Annotated in this window: 17 protein-coding genes and 2 tRNA genes; 14 read left to right on the forward strand and 5 right to left on the reverse strand. The window is 57.5% G+C overall.

Translation table 11 applies throughout. The annotated features are described in order from the left end of the window. The first annotated feature begins 129 nt into the window (after window positions 1–129). The 4 genes from AC2FLA_RS03540 to AC2FLA_RS03555 all read left to right on the forward strand — a co-directional run bounded on the left by AC2FLA_RS03540 (window position 130) and on the right by AC2FLA_RS03555 (window position 7,133). Window positions 130–1,914, forward strand: a complete 1,785-nt coding sequence (locus AC2FLA_RS03540) for a sensor domain-containing diguanylate cyclase (RefSeq protein WP_496720958.1) — start codon at window positions 130–132, stop codon at window positions 1,912–1,914. A 39-nt stretch (window positions 1,915–1,953) separates the two neighbouring features. Beyond that, complete coding sequence (locus AC2FLA_RS03545) at window positions 1,954–3,111, forward strand: alpha-hydroxy acid oxidase (RefSeq protein ID WP_496720561.1); 1,158 nt, start codon at window positions 1,954–1,956, stop codon at window positions 3,109–3,111. A 124-nt stretch (window positions 3,112–3,235) separates the two neighbouring features. Then, on the forward strand, window positions 3,236–6,673 hold the full coding sequence (locus tag AC2FLA_RS03550; RefSeq protein ID WP_496720563.1) for a pyruvate carboxylase: 3,438 nt from the start codon (window positions 3,236–3,238) through the stop codon (window positions 6,671–6,673). Between the two features lie 76 nt (window positions 6,674–6,749). Then, on the forward strand, window positions 6,750–7,133 hold the full coding sequence (locus tag AC2FLA_RS03555; protein ID WP_496720565.1) for an MAPEG family protein: 384 nt from the start codon (window positions 6,750–6,752) through the stop codon (window positions 7,131–7,133). 15 nt (window positions 7,134–7,148) lie between these two features. Here the strand turns inward: AC2FLA_RS03555 and AC2FLA_RS03560 are convergent, their stop codons facing one another. Then, window positions 7,149–7,301 carry a hypothetical protein gene (locus AC2FLA_RS03560; RefSeq protein WP_496720567.1) on the reverse strand — a complete coding sequence of 51 codons (153 nt, stop codon included), beginning with the start codon at window positions 7,299–7,301 and terminating at the stop codon, window positions 7,149–7,151. A gap of 149 nt (window positions 7,302–7,450) precedes the next feature. Between AC2FLA_RS03560 and AC2FLA_RS03565 the strand changes: the two genes are divergently transcribed. The 4 genes from AC2FLA_RS03565 (at window position 7,451) to AC2FLA_RS03580 (ending at window position 9,245) form a co-directional block, all read left to right on the forward strand. Next, window positions 7,451–7,525: transfer RNA gene (locus AC2FLA_RS03565), tRNA-Gly, on the forward strand. Between the two features lie 35 nt (window positions 7,526–7,560). Next, window positions 7,561–7,635 (forward strand) — tRNA-Gly (locus AC2FLA_RS03570). A gap of 55 nt (window positions 7,636–7,690) precedes the next feature. Then, the gene (locus AC2FLA_RS03575) at window positions 7,691–8,587 is read left to right on the forward strand and encodes a GNAT family N-acetyltransferase (RefSeq protein ID WP_496720569.1); all 897 of its coding nucleotides are present in this window, start codon (window positions 7,691–7,693) and stop codon (window positions 8,585–8,587) included. A 55-nt stretch (window positions 8,588–8,642) separates the two neighbouring features. After that, the gene (locus tag AC2FLA_RS03580; protein ID WP_496720571.1) at window positions 8,643–9,245 is read left to right on the forward strand and encodes a hypothetical protein; all 603 of its coding nucleotides are present in this window, start codon (window positions 8,643–8,645) and stop codon (window positions 9,243–9,245) included. Window position 9,246: 1 nt separating this feature from the next. Here the strand turns inward: AC2FLA_RS03580 and AC2FLA_RS03585 are convergent, their stop codons facing one another. Next, a complete protein-coding gene (locus AC2FLA_RS03585; protein WP_058274459.1) occupies window positions 9,247–9,486 on the reverse strand; it encodes an Lrp/AsnC family transcriptional regulator in 240 nt (79 codons plus the stop codon). Between the two features lie 153 nt (window positions 9,487–9,639). Between AC2FLA_RS03585 and hisB the strand changes: the two genes are divergently transcribed. Next, window positions 9,640–10,227: an imidazoleglycerol-phosphate dehydratase HisB gene (hisB, locus tag AC2FLA_RS03590; protein ID WP_496720573.1), complete on the forward strand. Its 588-nt coding sequence runs from the start codon at window positions 9,640–9,642 to the stop codon at window positions 10,225–10,227. Then, the gene (gene hisH, locus AC2FLA_RS03595; RefSeq protein ID WP_496720575.1) at window positions 10,228–10,866 is read left to right on the forward strand and encodes an imidazole glycerol phosphate synthase subunit HisH; all 639 of its coding nucleotides are present in this window, start codon (window positions 10,228–10,230) and stop codon (window positions 10,864–10,866) included. A gap of 4 nt (window positions 10,867–10,870) precedes the next feature. Here the strand turns inward: hisH and AC2FLA_RS03600 are convergent, their stop codons facing one another. Beyond that, the gene (locus tag AC2FLA_RS03600) at window positions 10,871–11,272 is read right to left on the reverse strand and encodes a DUF2147 domain-containing protein (RefSeq protein ID WP_496720577.1); all 402 of its coding nucleotides are present in this window, start codon (window positions 11,270–11,272) and stop codon (window positions 10,871–10,873) included. Window positions 11,273–11,406: 134 nt separating this feature from the next. Between AC2FLA_RS03600 and hisA the strand changes: the two genes are divergently transcribed. Beyond that, window positions 11,407–12,126: a 1-(5-phosphoribosyl)-5-[(5-phosphoribosylamino)methylideneamino]imidazole-4-carboxamide isomerase gene (gene hisA / locus AC2FLA_RS03605; protein WP_496720579.1), complete on the forward strand. Its 720-nt coding sequence runs from the start codon at window positions 11,407–11,409 to the stop codon at window positions 12,124–12,126. Here hisA and AC2FLA_RS03610 read toward each other — a convergent pair whose 3' ends face one another. Further along, window positions 12,127–12,573 (reverse strand): DUF302 domain-containing protein, encoded by a 447-nt coding sequence (locus AC2FLA_RS03610; RefSeq protein ID WP_282119114.1) that lies wholly within the window; start codon window positions 12,571–12,573, stop codon window positions 12,127–12,129. 839 nt (window positions 12,574–13,412) lie between these two features. On the opposite strand from AC2FLA_RS03610, the gene hisF reads away from it, so the two are divergent. The 3 genes from hisF to AC2FLA_RS03625 all read left to right on the forward strand — a co-directional run bounded on the left by hisF (window position 13,413) and on the right by AC2FLA_RS03625 (window position 15,136). Then, entirely contained in the window at window positions 13,413–14,174 is a 762-nt protein-coding gene (gene hisF, locus AC2FLA_RS03615; protein ID WP_496720581.1) for an imidazole glycerol phosphate synthase subunit HisF, read from the forward strand. Then, window positions 14,171–14,488 carry a phosphoribosyl-ATP diphosphatase gene (locus tag AC2FLA_RS03620; protein ID WP_496720583.1) on the forward strand — a complete coding sequence of 106 codons (318 nt, stop codon included), beginning with the start codon at window positions 14,171–14,173 and terminating at the stop codon, window positions 14,486–14,488. The genes hisF and AC2FLA_RS03620 overlap by 4 nt, the downstream gene beginning before the upstream one ends. A gap of 72 nt (window positions 14,489–14,560) precedes the next feature. Further along, complete coding sequence (locus AC2FLA_RS03625) at window positions 14,561–15,136, forward strand: hypothetical protein (protein ID WP_496720585.1); 576 nt, start codon at window positions 14,561–14,563, stop codon at window positions 15,134–15,136. A gap of 3 nt (window positions 15,137–15,139) precedes the next feature. Here the strand turns inward: AC2FLA_RS03625 and AC2FLA_RS03630 are convergent, their stop codons facing one another. Next, a complete protein-coding gene (locus AC2FLA_RS03630) occupies window positions 15,140–15,610 on the reverse strand; it encodes a CoA-binding protein (protein WP_496720587.1) in 471 nt (156 codons plus the stop codon). Window positions 15,611–15,758 lie beyond the last annotated feature (148 nt).

Raw genomic sequence — 15,758 nt, forward strand, 5'->3', positions numbered from 1 at the left:
GTTCGCACAGATTTTGTTACACCTTTACGATCAATTCTAATCAAGCGACTTGGACTGAGAACGGCTTCGTTAACCATCTGTAAAACACCCGCCGCGATGATCAGTAAATTGCTGTGGGAGCGCGAAGGTATGACTCAGGATAATCGGGGGGCCGTAAATCACCGGCTGAAATGGATCGGTATCAGCATATTGCTGATTTCTCTGGCAATTGGATGCGGCTGGGGAATTTACAAATTGCCTGCGCCGCTGGTCGACAGGATGCTAAAGGTCGACATTCTCAAGCAAGCCGAGCTGTGGAAGCGCCGCGTCGTCTTGCATCTGGAGGACCCCGAGACCGCGCTTAAGACCGGCGTGATTGATGCGCATGACGCCGAATTTCTGGCCGCGATGCCCGAAGCTTCTGATGTTTACCGCTTCAAATTGCTCGACTCGAATGGGCGTGTCACCTGGTCGACTCGTCCGACAGAGGTAGGCAGTGTTGAAAACCGTGATTTCTTTCGCAGCGACGTTGCCAGAGGAATGGTTCACTATATTCAGGAAGTTGTTCCACTGTCCGAGATCGACGGGCTTGATCTGCATACCGACAATATCCTGAACGCAACGCAGCACCATGTTGCCGAAGTCTTTATGCCGGTGGCCAAGAATGGGCGTTTCATCGGCGCCATCGAATTCTTTACTGATATCTCCGATTTGCGCACCACGTTCATCACGCGGCTTAGGATTTCTTTGACCGTTCTAAGTGGCATAGCCCTGCTTGCGCTTGTTGCCGTGTCCTTTGCCAGCTACCGGGCGAACCGCTTGCAACTGCGGGCCCTGCAAAAACAATCTGCAAAAGAGCGTGATCTGATGGAAGATCAACTGCGCCTGGCCCGCGAAGTCCGATTGCTGGGCGAATTGAACGAGTGGCTGCAGTCCAGCCGGTCCTTGGACGAGCTGTTCGATATGGTCTCGCGCTTCATGACCCATATCCTACCCGAGGCTGAGGGCAGCGTTTACGTATATTCCAACTCGCGCGACGTCCTGGATGGCTGTGCCAGTTGGAATGGCGGGACCCATAAGGCGCACATCCATCCCGAAGGGTGTTGGGGGCTTCGGCGTGGCCGAACCTATGAATACGGCGCGTCCGAGATCGACTTTGTCTGTGAACACGCCGAACCACATGACGGACGGCCCTATTTCTGCTTTCCGATTCTGGCGCATGGGGAGACGGTCGGCCTTCTGCACCTCCGCGCCCTTGAGGGGACAGATGAGGCGTTTCATACGAGTAAAAAGCTGGCACAGCTCAGCGCCGAACAGATCAGTATGGCGATTGCCAATGTACGGATGCGCGATCAGTTGCATGACCAGTCCGTCCGGGACCCTTTGACCGGGCTGTTCAACCGGCGGCATATGCTTGAAACCCTGCGTAAATCAATCAACCGCAGTCAGCAAACCGGCGCACCGCTCAGCCTGATTGCCGTGGATGTGGATCATTTTAAGAAGTTCAACGACACTCATGGGCATGATGCCGGTGACATGGTGTTGCGTGCAGTTGGTGCCGCTTTGGAACAGGGCTGCGACCGGGATGAAGTTGCCTGCCGCATTGGTGGCGAAGAATTCATGCTGATCCTGCCCGACAATACGTCGGACGACGCGATCACGCGGGCTGAGCAATTGCGGCAAGCGGTCGAGGCTGTTTCGGTTCGCTACGGTGAGAAATCCCTGCCCCGCATCACGATCTCGGTTGGGGTTTCGCATTATCCGGCGCATGGCACGATGCCGCAGGATCTGATGCGCGCCGCCGATGATGCGCTGTATGCGGCAAAGGACAAAGGTCGCAATCAAGTGCAGGTCGCCGGCAGCGGAGTTGACGCACAGCAGATTTCCCAGCTCAAAAAGCCGGTAAAAGCCGTTGGTGGGAAATCAACGGCTTAAAATCCTTGCCGAATCGCGCCTTAGGTCGGATCAATCCCCATGGACCTTCATAGTCGTTTTCCCGGCGTTGCCGATCTGAAGCACCGCGCCCAGCGCAGGATACCTCATTTTGTATGGGAGTATCTGGACAGCGGAACCGGGGTTGAAGCCACGCTGCGCCGCAATCGCGATGGATTGGACCGCGTCGGTTTCCTGCCGTCTATCCTGCACGGACCATTGGAATTTGACACTTCGACCGAGTTCCTGGGTCAGACCTACCCATTACCGTTCGGCGTTGCCCCGATCGGTATGGCAGGCCTGATTTGGCCTGACGCCGAAGCTCATCTTGCCCGCGCTGCCGCAAGCGCCGGTCTGCCATTTACCCTATCTAACGTTGCCTGCCAAAGCCCCGAGGACGTCGCGCCGCATCTGGGTGACAACGCGTGGTTTCAGCTTTACCCGCCCAAGGACCCGGACATCCGGAAGGACCTGCTGGATCGGGTTCGGAACGCTGGTTTTACTACGCTTGTGATGACGGCAGATGTCCCGGTTGCATCCCGGCGCGAACGGCAGACACGTTCCGGGCTGACCAATCCACCGCGGTTGACTCCACGCCTTTTGGCGCAGATCGCGATGCGGCCTGAATGGGCGCTTGGCATAGCGCGCAGCGGACCGCCGCGGATGCGGACACTGGACAAGTATACTGACAACTCCAGCAACTTGCCGCCAACGGCCCATGTTGGGTATCTGCTCCGCACGTCACCGGACATGGACTATGTTCACTGGCTACGCGATGCCTGGGATGGCCCGCTGATTGTGAAAGGCGTGCAGCGCCCCGAAGATGCCGAGCCATTGCAGCGGGCTGGTGTCGACGCCATCTGGATATCGAATCACGGCGGACGACAATTCGACGGCGCCCCCGCCGGTATCGATGCCTTGCCGGCAATCCGCGCGGCCACCGACCTGCCCCTGATCTTCGACAGCGGGATCGAAGGTGGTCTGGACATCTTGCGTGCCAAGGCCTTAGGGGCCGATTTCGTGATGCTGGGCCGTGGCTTCATGTATGGGCTGGCCGCCCTGGGTGCCAAAGGCCCTGCCCATGTCATCGACATTTTGCGGCAGGATATGCACGCAAATATGGGCCAAATGGGGGCCGAGTCGCTGAATCACCTACCACCCATCACGCCACTTGTTCATGCCGCAATGCAGCGTTATTAAAAAGATAGCGCTAACAGGGGGCGTTTGCGAGCGTTAACATGCCGGTTCTACCCAGAACGACTGATATACGTGCGCGTATTGTCCGCCTATCAACACGGCCAAACAAGTAGGACCGGGACTCGACATGACTGAATTCACCAAGATCCTGATCGCCAACCGAGGCGAGATTGCCATTCGCGTGATGCGCGCCGCCAATGAGATGGGCAAACGCACCGTTGCCGTCTTTGCCGAAGAGGACAAGCTGGGCTTGCATCGGTTCAAAGCGGACGAAGCCTATCGCATTGGCGAAGGGATGGGGCCTGTTGCCGCCTACCTGAGCATCGATGAGATCATCCGCGTCGCTAAAGAATGTGGGGCAGATGCGATCCATCCCGGCTATGGCCTGCTGTCCGAGAACCCGGACTTTGTCGATGCCTGCGTGCAGAACGGCATCACCTTTATTGGCCCGAAGGCGGAAACCATGCGCGCCTTGGGTGACAAGGCCAGCGCGCGCCGCGTGGCCGTCGCGGCGGGTGTGCCTGTGATCCCGGCGACCGAGGTTCTGGGCGACGACATGGACGCGATCCGGACTGAAGCGAAAGAAATCGGTTATCCCCTGATGCTCAAGGCGTCCTGGGGCGGTGGCGGGCGCGGTATGCGCCCGATCCTGTCCGAGGATGAACTGGAAGAGATGGTTCTGGAAGGCCGTCGCGAGGCCGAGGCCGCGTTCGGCAATGGCGAGGGCTATCTGGAAAAGATGATCATCCGCGCCCGCCATGTCGAGGTGCAGATCCTGGGCGACAAGCATGGTGAGATCTATCACCTGTATGAACGCGACTGCTCGGTCCAGAGACGGAACCAGAAGGTGGTCGAGCGCGCCCCTGCCCCGTATCTGTCCGAAGAGCAGCGTACCGAGATCTGCGAACTGGGCCGCAAAATCTGCGCCCATGTGAATTATGAATGCGCCGGCACTGTTGAATTCCTGATGGATATGGAAACCGGCAAGTTCTACTTCATCGAAGTGAACCCGCGTGTGCAGGTTGAACACACCGTCACCGAAGAAGTCACCGGTATCGACATCGTTCAGGCGCAAATCCTGATCGCCGAAGGCAAAACTCTGGCCGAGGCCACCGGCGCAAAAAGCCAGTCGGATGTGCATCTGACCGGTCACGCGTTGCAAACGCGGATCACGACCGAGGACCCGCAGAACAACTTCATCCCCGACTACGGTCGTATCACCGCCTATCGCTCGGCCACCGGCATGGGCATCCGTCTGGATGGCGGCACCGCTTATGCGGGGGGTGTGATCACGCGCTATTACGACTCCCTGCTGACCAAAGTGACCGCCAAGGCACCGACGCCTCAGGCTGCAATTGCCCGGATGGACCGCGCCTTGCGTGAATTCCGAATTCGCGGCGTCAGCACCAATATCGACTTTGTCATCAACCTGCTCAAACACCCGACTTTCTTGTCGAATGAATATACAACCAAATTCATCGACACGACGCCGGACCTGTTCTCCTTTAAGCGCCGCCGCGACCGGGGCACCAAGGTTCTGACCTATATCGCCGACATCACGGTGAATGGTCACCCAGAGACCAAGGACCGCCCCGAACCGCGCGCTGATCTGAAAGACGCAAAGCCTCCGGCACCGAACTCCGAGCCGCAGATGGGCGCTCGCAACCTGCTGGAACAAAAAGGCCCGCAAGCCGTTGCTGATTGGATGAAGGCACAGCGCCAGCTTCTGATCACCGACACCACCATGCGTGACGGCCACCAGTCGCTGCTGGCGACCCGGATGCGTTCGATCGACATGATCAAAGTGGCACCGACCTATGCGGCCAACCTGCCCCAGCTGTTCTCGGTTGAATGCTGGGGCGGTGCGACCTTTGATGTGGCCTATCGCTTCCTGCAGGAATGCCCGTGGCAGCGCCTGCGCGACCTGCGCGAGGCGATGCCGAACCTGATGACCCAAATGCTGCTGCGCGGCGCGAACGGGGTCGGCTACACCAATTACCCTGACAATGTTGTGCAAGAGTTCGTGCGTCAGGCATCGCAGAACATCGACGTGTTCCGTGTGTTCGATTCGTTGAACTGGGTTGAGAATATGCGCGTGGCCATGGACGCCGTGGTCGAGAACGGCAAAATCTGTGAGGGCACCGTCTGTTACACCGGTGATATTCTGGACCCAGACCGCGCTAAGTATGACCTGAAATACTATGTCGGCATGGCGAAAGAGTTACGCGACGCTGGGGCTCATATTCTTGGCCTCAAGGATATGGCCGGTCTATTGAAACCGGCGTCGGCCAGAATCCTGATACGGGCGCTGAAGGAAGAGGTCGGCCTGCCGATCCACTTCCACACACACGATACTGCCGGTATCGCCAGCGCTACCATTCTCGCCGCCTCTGAGGCGGGCGTGGACGCGGTGGATTGCGCGATGGACAGCTTCTCGGGCAACACTTCGCAGGCGACGCTGGGCACCGTGGTGGAAGCACTGCGCCATACCGAGCGCGACACCGGGTTGGACATCAAGGCGATCCGTGAGATCAGCGATTACTTCGAAGCGGTCCGGGAGCAATATGCGGCCTTTGAATCCAGCCTGCAGGCTCCGGCTTCTGAGGTTTACTTGCACGAGATGCCCGGCGGTCAGTTCACCAACCTCAAGGCGCAGGCACGTTCGCTGGGGCTGGAAGAACGTTGGCACGAGGTCGCTCAGATGTATGCCGACGTGAACCGGATGTTCGGTGACATCGTGAAGGTGACACCGTCATCCAAGGTGGTCGGTGACATGGCGCTGATGATGGTCAGCCAGAACATGACCCGTGAACAGGTCGAAGACCCGAATACGGATGTGGCCTTCCCCGACTCGGTGGTCGACATGATGCGCGGCAATCTGGGTCAACCTCCCGGCGGTTTTCCCGACACCATCGTCAAGAAGGTGCTCAAGGATGAAGCTCCCAACACCGACCGCCCCGGCAAAGACGTCCCTGCAGTCGACTTAGAGGCGACCCGGGCGGACCTGTCCAAACAGCTTGAGGGCAAAGAGGTCGATGATGAGGATCTGAACGGCTATCTGATGTATCCCAAGGTGTTCCTTGACTACATGGGGCGTCACCGGGCTTACGGACCTGTACGCACACTTCCCACGCGCACTTTCTTCTATGGCATGGAACCCGGCGAAGAGATCACGGCCGAGATCGATCCCGGCAAAACGCTGGAAATCCGCTGTCAGGCCATCGGTGAGACCGATGAAAAGGGCGAGGTCAAAGTGTTCTTTGAACTCAACGGCCAACCGCGCGTGATCCGGGTTCCAAACCGACTGGTGACCTCAACCACGCAGTCCCGTCCTAAAGCCGAGGCAGGCAACCCCAACCACATCGGCGCGCCAATGCCAGGTGTGGTGGCCACCGTCGCCGTGACTGCGGGTCAGGAGATCAAGGAAGGCGACATGCTGCTGACCATCGAAGCGATGAAGATGGAAACCGGCATCCACGCCGAGCGCGATGCGACGGTCAAGGCCGTGCACGTTCAACCGGGCAGCCAGATTGACGCAAAGGACCTACTGGTCGAATTGGAATAAACGACCTAACCTTTTCGGGAACAAGGGCCGTTCGGGGAACCGGGCGGCCCTTTTTTGATCCTGAAAGGAGCAGACCATGCTGTCCATCACCCCAGTCTATGCCGCATTGCTGGCACTTCTCTATGTCGCGCTCAGTGTGCGGGTCATCATGCAGCGCCGCGGCGACAAGATTTCCTACGGCGATGGCGGCAACAACGACATGCTCAAAGTGATGCGCACGCATTCCAACTTTGCCGAATATGCACCGTTTGCCCTGTTGCTGATCGCCATGGTCGAGTTGCAAGGCGCCGGTGGCTGGCTGGTCAATCTGTTGGGGCTTGGCATTCTGGCCGGGCGCGTACTGCATGCCTATGGGTTCGGCCGCAAACCGCAGATCGTGATTCTGCGCCAGATCGGCATGTTGCTGACCTTCGCCGTGATTGTGGTAGCAGCCATAGCCAGCCTTTTGATGGCGCTGTGAACCAGATGGCGGGGATTACCCCGCCAAAATCCGCGTTTCGATTCGAGGGGATTCCGTAAAAATTGATTCGACTTCGCCCATTCGATTCTCGCCTTTGCCAGACACCGCCGTAGCCAGCAAAATCATCGCCGCCAGGGCCGCCATCTTCAGATCCTTAGTATACGTCATTTTCGTCACCTCCACCGTTCTTATTCTTGGATGCTCTGGTTCTTGAACGGTTAAGAGGCGCGTTTCCGTCGCAAAGAATTTTCCTCTTTTTTGTTTTTTCCGCTTGAAGCCCTGCGTGGGAATTAATACACCCCTCCTCACTCAACGGCGCGGGCGTAGCTCAGGGGTAGAGCATAACCTTGCCAAGGTTAGGGTCGGGCGTTCGAATCGCCTCGCCCGCTCCATTGAGAGACCGAAAGGTCGAAAATATGTATCTGATGCGGGCGTAGCTCAGGGGTAGAGCATAACCTTGCCAAGGTTAGGGTCGGGCGTTCGAATCGCCTCGCCCGCTCCAGATACAAACCTCTCTGAACATGCTGGTTCTTTGTCTGGTGTTGCGGCATTCTCGAATGGCACGCAATCACAACAGAGGTGCGCTGATGCCAGAATACGTTATTCGCGCTTTGACTGAAGACGAAGTACAAACGGCCGTCGATTGGGCCGGCCGGGAAGGCTGGAACCCGGGGTTACACGACGCGGTCTGCTTTCGCGGTTCCGACCCCGAAGGGTTTAAGGGCGGGTTCCTGGATGGGCAGATGATCGCATCGGCCTCTGCTGTGAATTATGACGATAACTACTCGTTTTTAGGCTTTTATATCGTGCAACCCGAGTATCGCGGATCGGGATATGGGCTGCAGGTTGCCGAGGCGGTCAAGGCGCATTGCCAGCACCGGAACATGGGCATGGACGGTGTCGTCGAACAGCAGGACAATTATCGGAAATTCGGGTTCGAGCTGGCCTATGACAATTATCGTTTTTCGGGCACGGTTGGTGAAGTTCTAGACCAGTTGGGCCGGTCCCTTCACGATCAAATCACGCCCCTCGGCGCCCTGTCGGATGAGCTGAGGTCGTATGATCGGGGCCTGTTCCCTGCCCCGCGCGATACGTTTCTGCATGGCTGGCTGAACGCGCCTAGTCATATCTCTCGAGTGTTTGAGGAAGATGGTCAGATCAAGGGCTATGCAACCCTGCGGCGATGTTTGAGCGGGTACAAGGTCGGCCCCCTATTTGCGAACAATCCCGAGATCGCAGAGGCCCTTTTAGTGTCACTGCTGGCCACACTTCCCTCCGATCAGATGGATGCGGAGGTCTTCATCGACATGCCCAACCCCAACGCGCATGCTATGGCAATGGCGCAACAGTTGAGTTTGACCAAAGTCTTCGAAACAGGTCGCATGTATTCCAGCCACGCACCGGACATTGATCTGGATCGGATTTACGGCATCACGACATTTGAACTGGGGTAATTTCATCCCACAATCGACATTCCAAAAGCGCATTTACAAAAAGGAAATCTACAGAATGCCCAGCGATACCCAAAAGCGGTTGCTGCTCGAGATGTTTGAGAATCTGCCGGGCGTGGTTTTCATGCTTTTGTTTCGGGCCACGGATGATATGCGATTGGCCGGGTGGATCGGCACGGTTCTGGCCGCCTTGGTTTGCGTTACCTATGTCAGGAAAACGCTGCGTCCACAGCCCATTTTACTTGGTATCAATCTCTTCATGGTGGCGATCACGCCACTGATCGAATGCCTGATCTTGCTTGGCTATCGCGACACGGCGACGATTTTGACCGGGAACATCGCGACCCTCGTTCTTATGAGTGTATTCTTAACGGGTGTCGTTTTGACCTTGTTCAGAACGAACGGGTTCCTGAACTATCAGACCAACGGGACAAAACAGAGAAACACGCACTCGGCCGTTTTGCTTTTTGTTTGCACAATCGGTGTCGTTTGGTCGCGATTTGCCGAAGACAATTATCTGGTCTCGCTTGGCATTCCGCTGATGGTATTGTTCGGTGTGCATCAGTTGCTCCGGGCAGGAACAACTGATCAGCAGGCGCGCAATGGCGCGATTTTGGCATGTGCCGCGCCACAAGGTTCCGTGTCCGACGCTTCAGCCTGACTCAGAATGCCTTGAAGGTCATGGTGGTCAAAGACCGCTCAATATTCGGGATCACAAGCAGGTTTTCATTGATGAAATGACCGACATCGTCGGTTTCAGGGATGTAGAGCTTGAGTAGCAGGTCATATTCGCCGCTGGTCGAGTAAAGCTCGGAGTGAATCTCGCGCAGCGCGATCTCTTCGGCGACCTTATAGGTGGTGCCGGGTGTGCAGCGGATCTGAATGAAAACGCAGGTGGACATGTTTTGGACCTGTTGATTGAGTTTCCGGCAGGCTGGCATGGCACGTCACCGGGCGCAATCCCCTGCAACAGATTGTAGTGAAAGCAACGCTTGGTCTGGATAAGCCGACCAATCCCCGTCTATAAGCGCGCCTGTAGCAAAAGGAATTCGCCCATGCGCAGCGCAAAGATCAGCCGTCAAACCGCCGAGACCGAGATTTCGGTCGAGGTCAATCTTGACGGAACCGGCACCTATGACAACCAAACCGGTGTTGGGTTCTTCGATCACATGCTGGACCAACTTGCGCGCCATTCGCTGATCGACATGACGATCCGCGCCAAGGGTGATTACCACATCGACGACCACCACACTGTCGAAGATACCGGTATTGCACTGGGTCAGGCGCTGACACAGGCCTTGGGCGACAAGAAGGGTATCCGACGCTATGGCGAGTGCCACCTGCCCATGGATGACGCGCAAGTACGCTGCGCTCTGGACTTGTCCGCGCGTCCATTTCTGATCTGGAACGTGGACCTGCCGACATCCAAGATCGGCAACTTTGACACCGAATTGGTGCGCGAGTTCTTTCAGGCGCTCAGCACCCACGGCGGCATCACGCTGCACATCGACCAGTTACACGGCTTCAACAGCCACCACATCGCCGAGGCCGCATTTAAGGCCGTCGCGCGTGCGTTGCGTTTGGCGGTCGAAACCGATCCGCGCAAGGCTGACGCGATTCCGTCCACGAAGGGCGCGTTGTAGATGCTGACGGCCATTATCGACTACGAAAGTGGCAATCTGCACTCGGCCGAAAAGGCGTTTCAGCGCATGGCGCGCGAGATGGACGCGGGTGAAGTTGTCGTAACCTCGGACGCGGAGGTGGTTGCCCGTGCGGACCGGCTGGTTCTACCCGGTGACGGCGCTTTTCCCGCCTGCGCGAATGAGCTGCGCGGGCACAAAGGCATCTATGAGGCGATGGTCGAGGCCGTCGAAAAGAAAGGCCGCCCATTTCTGGGCATCTGCGTCGGCATGCAATTGATGGCCTCCAAGGGTCACGAATATCGCGAGACCGACGGTCTTGGCTGGATTGCAGGTGATGTGGTGCGGATCGAACCATCGGACAGCGCGCTGAAAGTGCCCCATATGGGCTGGAACGATCTGGTTCTGGAAAACGACCACCCGGTCTTTGCAGGGGTGCAATCAGGCGATCACGCCTATTTCGTGCACTCCTACCATTTCCGGGTCAGCGACCCGGCGCAGCGTTTGGCCTTTGTGGATTATGGGCAGGAGGTCACGGCCGTGATCGGCCGCGACACAATGGTTGGGATGCAGTTTCACCCTGAGAAAAGTCAGGATGTGGGCCTGCGGATGATCGGGAACTTCCTGACCTGGACGCCCTGAGCCGTTACTGAACCCGCGTCCAGTCCTGCCCGCGACACACCAGACCGCCCACAGCACAGCCTTTGACGGTCAGCTTGTTCTGGCTGTCCAGTGTCATTTTCGAGCTGTAGGTCTTGTCCCGGTCCGGGGCCCAGATCTTGCCGCCGCTATAGCTGCCGCCGCCATCGGGCACCATATCCCAGATGATCTGCTTGCCGAGGTTTTCATACTCCAGCTGCTCATTTCCGTCTTTGTCAAAGGCGGTGTCGATGGTGCCACAAATCGCGCTGCCACATTCCGAAATCGAGACGTGAAGATAGCCGCCAGTATCACCAGGTTGGGTTTTCCAAAGTCCGTCAACCGGATCGGCTGCAAAAGCAGCGCTTGCCAATACCGCAAATCCGGCTGCAAGTGTGAATGTCTTCATGATTTCCTCCCTTATTTCTGCTCAGTCTGGCCCGGTCGGGCAATTCCGGCAAGATTGACTTGGCGTCGCGTTGCATCCCCCGCCCCGCATGTGCGATATCCCGCGCGAACAAATCAGATATAGGGCCGCCTGACATGATCCTCTACCCCGCCATCGACCTCAAAGACGGACAGGCCGTGCGCCTGCTGCGTGGTGAAATGGATAAGGCAACCGTGTTCAACGACGACCCTGCAGCGCAGGCACGGGCTTTTGTCGAGGCAGGCTGTGAATGGCTGCACCTCGTCGATCTGAACGGCGCTTTTGCGGGTGAGCCGGTCAACGCCGCCCCGGTTGAAGCGATCCTGAGAGAATGCAACGTGCCCGCGCAGTTGGGCGGTGGCATTCGCGACATGTCCACGATCGAGACATGGATCGACAAAGGTCTGGCGCGCGTGGTTCTGGGCACCGTGGCGGTCGAAAACCCCGATCTGGTGCGTGAAGCTGCCAAGGAATTTCCGGGCAAAGTTGCCGTTGGCATCGATGCGCGCGACGGCATGGTGGCCACCAAGGGCTGGGCCGAAGAGACCAACGTGAAGGTCACCGATCTGGCCCGCAGTTTCGAGGACGCAGGCGTTGCGGCCATCATCTATACCGACATTAATCGCGACGGGGCGATGCAGGGGCCGAACATCCAGGCAACGGCAGATTTGGCCCGCGCGGTGTCAATCCCCGTCATCGCCTCGGGTGGGGTCAGTTCGCTGGATGATCTGATTGCCCTGCGTGATTGTGGCGTGGCATTGGACGGCGCAATCTCGGGCCGGGCGCTTTATGATGGCGCGATTGACCTTTCCGAGGCCATTCGCGCCTTAGGCTGATCACTCGGCCGCAACCGAAGTCAGCTTGGCAAGCGCACCGCGCATCTTTTCGATGACAGGTGATTTCTCGACTTCGTCGAGCTCATCCATCGTCTCTTTCGGGTCCTCATAGGCCAGCCAGACTTGCCCGGTCTCGTCTTCGTATGCCTGCACTTTGAGCGGCAGGAAAAGCCCGGCACGTGGATCAATCTGCATCGCGGGTGTACCCAGTGCCGGGTTGCCAAAGATCAGAACCTGATTGGCGGGGATGGTCAGACCGACCTTTTCCGCACCAGCTGCATGATCGACGCGTGCAAAGACGGTCGCGCCCGCATTGCCAACGGCAGCTTCTAGCGCGTCCAACGCCTCTTGCACCGATTTGTTCGTGTTTACCTTGATGATGTCGTCAGCCATGGCAGACATCGCCCCTCCAAAAGTCAAAATTGTTGCCAATATCAGATTTCGCATATCGGGTTTCCTTCTGTAAATTTCATCCAAATTGTCTCAGCTTTTCGCGAACTTGCAATCACATCTCCGGCATCGGCGAAGCCTTGCCACTCACCTAATTTTTACGGTGCCGCACACGCTGCGGACCATCCCAAACTCGAAAACAATAGCTCCTTTTGACAAGTAATTTATCCTGTTCGACCCAAGCTTGTCTTAAATTTGACTGTATTGGTTCAACAACAAACTCGAGCAGGAAACTCCACTGTGCCGCGGCCCCTTAAGGTACTGCCTCAGAGTATTGGGCTAAAGACTCCCCTTCCTCATGGGAATGCGCCGATGCTTCACCCGTGGCATTCGTGGTCCTTTGGAAGACGCTCGCTAATTCCTTAACAGCGCTGTTAACGTGGGATCATTGCTTGCTCTTCTGATATTTCCTTTGCTGGAAGCCTCCTTCTGCATGCCACTGCGACCAGCAACCTGTGGTCCATCTGGTTTGTCATCATTGGTAGAATGATCGCGATTAGCAGCCTACTTACGCTGCGAAATATTGGCGCGCTCAAACCCCACGAGGTGTTTCTCAGCCCCGATCAGTCCAGGGTCGATGGCTTTGTCCACTGCGGAAAATGGTAACCCGTGGTCTCAAATGAGAATGAGCCGTGGATGGACGACAAGACTAATCTACTGTCCGCTATCATGTTGATTAAAGACTAGCCGCAAACACCTAGCTTACGTTTTCTTCCAACCGGCAGTATTTCCTCTTCACCGCTTCAATTGACCCCGCCGTTTTCCGCAAGGTGCCTTTACGGCACTGGAAAAGGCGGGGTTTTGCCGATACAGGTGCGCCAACAAAGGACGCCGGTATGCTGAAAACCCGTATCATTCCCTGTCTGGATGTCGCCGATGGCCGTGTTGTCAAAGGTGTCAATTTCGTTGGCCTGCGTGACGCGGGCGATCCTGTAGAGTCGGCCAAAGCCTATGACGCAGCAGGCGCAGATGAGATCTGTTTTCTGGACATTCACGCCACCCACGAAAACCGCGGCACCATGTTTGATGTGGTTCGACGCACAGCTGAACAGTGCTTTGTTCCGCTGACCGTCGGTGGAGGCGTCCGCACCAAAGACGACGTGCGCGCCCTGCTGTTGGCAGGCGCCGACAAGGTCAGCTTCAACTCGGCCGCTGTCGCCAATCCGGATGTCATCGCAGAAGCCGCGGATCAGTTCGGCAGCCAATGCATTGTCTGCGCTATCGACGCCAAAACCGTCAGCCCGGGCAAATGGGAGATTTTCACCCATGGGGGCCGCAAACCAACCGGCATCGACGCGGTTGAGTTCGCCAAGACCGTTGTAGCCAAAGGGGCCGGAGAGATTCTGCTGACCTCAATGGACCGCGACGGCACCAAGGCCGGTTTCAATCTGCCGCTGACCCGCGCGATCTCAGACGCGGTGGACGTGCCGGTGATCGCCTCTGGCGGCGTAGGCAACCTGGATCATCTGGTCGAAGGTGTGACAGAAGGCGGGGCCAGTGCCGTGCTAGCGGCCTCGATCTTCCATTTCGGCGAATACACTATCCGCGAGGCCAAGGAACACATGGCTGCGGCGGGCATCCCCATGAGGCTGACATGAACATCCTGCACGATCTGTCCGCGACGATTGTGGCCCGCAAGGGCGCCGCGCCCGACTCTAGCTGGACTGCAAAACTGTTGGCCAAGGGGCCTGAGAAATGTGCCGAGAAGTTTGGGGAAGAGGCTGTTGAGGCCATCATCGAAGCCGTCAAGGGCGATAGGGAAAAGCTGACCGCAGAGGCTGCGGATGTCCTCTATCACCTGCTGGTCATGCTGGCCGCGCGCGACGTGGCGCTGGATGACGTTTTGGCCGAGTTGGCCCGACGCCAGGGCACAAGTGGCATCACCGAAAAGGCATCGCGCCCAAAGACCTAAGCGCGGGTTCCGTCCTGCCGTCCTGCCCTGTATAGTCAGGGATCAATGTGGGACCGACCGAGGAACGCGGGAATGACTAGGGCTCTGGCCAGTGTAATGGCTTTGCTTTCGCTTGTGATGATTGCCGCGTGTTCGGCGCCGCCGCGCACGACCGGTGATGAAGTCCAAAGACTGGCAACGGAAATCCGCAGCCTTGGTCCCGACATCGACCCAAAAGAAGCCGACCGCGCGGCCCGCATCGCCTATTCCTATACCGCGCAGCTGGTTCAGGAATACGAAATTTCTGACCCTCCGCTGATCCACAATGCCAAGGTCAACAAGGGTCTTCGCCCCCGCGGGCTGTGTTGGCATTGGGCCGAGGATATCGAACGCCGGCTGAAGCAAGAGAACTTCCAGACGCTGGATTTGCACCGCGCGATAGCAAATGCGGACAACCAGTTCAGAATCGACCACAGCACGGCCATCATCAGCCGCAAGGGTGAGACGATGTATGACGGCGTGGTGCTGGACCCATGGCGGTACGGCGGTGTTCTGTTCTGGTCGCCCCTGGAGGAAGACACCAAGTATGAATGGGTGCCCCGAAGCGTTGTGCTGGAAAAGCGCCGCCAGGAACAATACGGGGAATTGCTGCCGTATGTCGGCGGCTAACCTTCACAGTCTGGAAGAAATCACTCCGGTCGCGAATCCACCCATGCGCAGCTCGCCAAACAGGCGCTGATATTCGATTTTAGGGCAACGATTCATCACCACATCCACGCCGCGCGCCTGTGCTTTGGCTGCGGCTTCGGGGTGTTCAACGCCGATCTGCATCCAGATCGTGCGCAGGTCGGGAAAAGAAGACAGTGCTTCGTCGACTATTGGCGGAACAGCTTCGGACCGGCGAAAGATGTCAACCATATCGACCGGCTGAGTAATCTCAGACAATGACGCGCGGACGGTTTGGCCAAAAAGTAACTTCCCCGCATGACCTGGGTTCACCGGGATCACCGTGTATCCCTTAAGTGAAAGATACCGCGCGACATAATAGCTGGGCCGCACCGGGTTCATCGAAACGCCCACCACGGCAATCACCTTGGTGCGACGCAGGATGTCTTTCAGGAATGGGTCTGTGTAGTTCGCCATGCGGCCACACTAGACTTGGCGTAGCAAAGAAAAAAGCGCTCAGGTCAAACCTGAGCGCCAGTTGTTGGAACGAGGGACAGTGAAATGACCCGCGGCAGTTCCGTTCCGCGGTCACTGTGACATTTAGGCATAAGTTCAGGGAAAAAAA

It is taken from the genome of Ruegeria sp. CDSA033, assembly GCF_059612305.1.

Bases quoted from the DNA above. Each gene is read 5' to 3' on its own strand.
- AC2FLA_RS03540 (WP_496720958.1), top strand. From the start codon at position 130: ATGACTCAGGATAATCGGGGGGCCGTAAATCACCGGCTGAAATGGATC.
- AC2FLA_RS03545 (WP_496720561.1), top strand. From the start codon at position 1,954: ATGGACCTTCATAGTCGTTTTCCCGGCGTTGCCGATCTGAAGCACCGC.
- AC2FLA_RS03550 (WP_496720563.1), top strand. From the start codon at position 3,236: ATGACTGAATTCACCAAGATCCTGATCGCCAACCGAGGCGAGATTGCC.
- AC2FLA_RS03555 (WP_496720565.1), top strand. From the start codon at position 6,750: ATGCTGTCCATCACCCCAGTCTATGCCGCATTGCTGGCACTTCTCTAT.
- AC2FLA_RS03560 (WP_496720567.1), bottom strand. From the start codon at position 7,301: ATGACGTATACTAAGGATCTGAAGATGGCGGCCCTGGCGGCGATGATT.
- AC2FLA_RS03575 (WP_496720569.1), top strand. From the start codon at position 7,691: ATGGCACGCAATCACAACAGAGGTGCGCTGATGCCAGAATACGTTATT.
- AC2FLA_RS03580 (WP_496720571.1), top strand. From the start codon at position 8,643: ATGCCCAGCGATACCCAAAAGCGGTTGCTGCTCGAGATGTTTGAGAAT.
- AC2FLA_RS03585 (WP_058274459.1), bottom strand. From the start codon at position 9,486: ATGTCCACCTGCGTTTTCATTCAGATCCGCTGCACACCCGGCACCACC.
- hisB (WP_496720573.1), top strand. From the start codon at position 9,640: ATGCGCAGCGCAAAGATCAGCCGTCAAACCGCCGAGACCGAGATTTCG.
- hisH (WP_496720575.1), top strand. From the start codon at position 10,228: ATGCTGACGGCCATTATCGACTACGAAAGTGGCAATCTGCACTCGGCC.
- AC2FLA_RS03600 (WP_496720577.1), bottom strand. From the start codon at position 11,272: ATGAAGACATTCACACTTGCAGCCGGATTTGCGGTATTGGCAAGCGCT.
- hisA (WP_496720579.1), top strand. From the start codon at position 11,407: ATGATCCTCTACCCCGCCATCGACCTCAAAGACGGACAGGCCGTGCGC.
- AC2FLA_RS03610 (WP_282119114.1), bottom strand. From the start codon at position 12,573: ATGCGAAATCTGATATTGGCAACAATTTTGACTTTTGGAGGGGCGATG.
- hisF (WP_496720581.1), top strand. From the start codon at position 13,413: ATGCTGAAAACCCGTATCATTCCCTGTCTGGATGTCGCCGATGGCCGT.
- AC2FLA_RS03620 (WP_496720583.1), top strand. From the start codon at position 14,171: ATGAACATCCTGCACGATCTGTCCGCGACGATTGTGGCCCGCAAGGGC.
- AC2FLA_RS03625 (WP_496720585.1), top strand. From the start codon at position 14,561: ATGACTAGGGCTCTGGCCAGTGTAATGGCTTTGCTTTCGCTTGTGATG.
- AC2FLA_RS03630 (WP_496720587.1), bottom strand. From the start codon at position 15,610: ATGGCGAACTACACAGACCCATTCCTGAAAGACATCCTGCGTCGCACC.